Origin of the sequence: Bacillus sp. USDA818B3_A (assembly GCF_009928415.1) — a bacterium.
In the GTDB taxonomy this organism is placed as follows: domain Bacteria; phylum Bacillota; class Bacilli; order Bacillales; family Cytobacillaceae; genus Neobacillus.
The window spans coordinates 1-1003 of the sequence record NZ_JAABNN010000052.1 but is presented as its reverse complement, the minus strand read 5'-3'; the positions used below and the strand labels follow the sequence as shown (position 1 = coordinate 1003).

General features: G+C 52.9%; 1 rRNA gene. It reads right to left on the bottom strand.

Annotated features, from left to right (window positions below):
• Positions 1-1003 (bottom strand): 23S ribosomal RNA (locus GXK58_RS26800); the annotation flags it as partial.

The window sequence follows — 1003 nt, the reverse complement described above, 5'->3', positions numbered from 1 at the left end:
AGGCTCCTACCTATCCTGTACAAGCTGTACCAAAATTCAATATCAGGCTACAGTAAAGCTCCACGGGGTCTTTCCGTCCTGTCGCGGGTAACCTGCATCTTCACAGGTACTATAATTTCACCGAGTCTCTCGTTGAGACAGTGCCCAGATCGTTACGCCTTTCGTGCGGGTCGGAACTTACCCGACAAGGAATTTCGCTACCTTAGGACCGTTATAGTTACGGCCGCCGTTTACTGGGGCTTCGATTCAGAGCTTCGCTTGCGCTAACCCCTCCTCTTAACCTTCCAGCACCGGGCAGGCGTCAGCCCCTATACTTCGCCTTGCGGCTTCGCAGAGACCTGTGTTTTTGCTAAACAGTCGCCTGGGCCTATTCACTGCGGCTCTTCAGGGCTATGCACCCTAAAAAGCACCCCTTCTCCCGAAGTTACGGGGTCATTTTGCCGAGTTCCTTAACGAGAGTTCTCTCGCTCACCTTAGGATTCTCTCCTCGCCTACCTGTGTCGGTTTGCGGTACGGGCACCTTTTATCTCGCTAGAGGCTTTTCTTGGCAGTGTGGAATCAGGAACTTCGGTACTATATTTCCCTCGGCATCACAGCTCAGCCTTCGCGGTGAACGGATTTTCCTATTCACCAGCCTAACTGCTTACACGCACATATCCAGCAGTGCGCTTACCCTATCCTCCTGCGTCCCCCCATCACTCAAACGATAAAGAGGTGGTACAGGAATATCAACCTGTTGTCCATCGCCTACGCCTTTCGGCCTCGGCTTAGGTCCCGACTAACCCTGAGCGGACGAGCCTTCCTCAGGAAACCTTAGGCATTCGGTGGATGAGATTCTCACTCATCTTTCGCTACTCATACCGGCATTCTCACTTCTAAGCGCTCCACCAGTCCTTACGGTCTAGCTTCAACGCCCTTAGAACGCTCTCCTACCACTGACACCAACGGTGTCAATCCACAGCTTCGGTGATACGTTTAGCCCCGGTACATTTTCGGCGCAGAG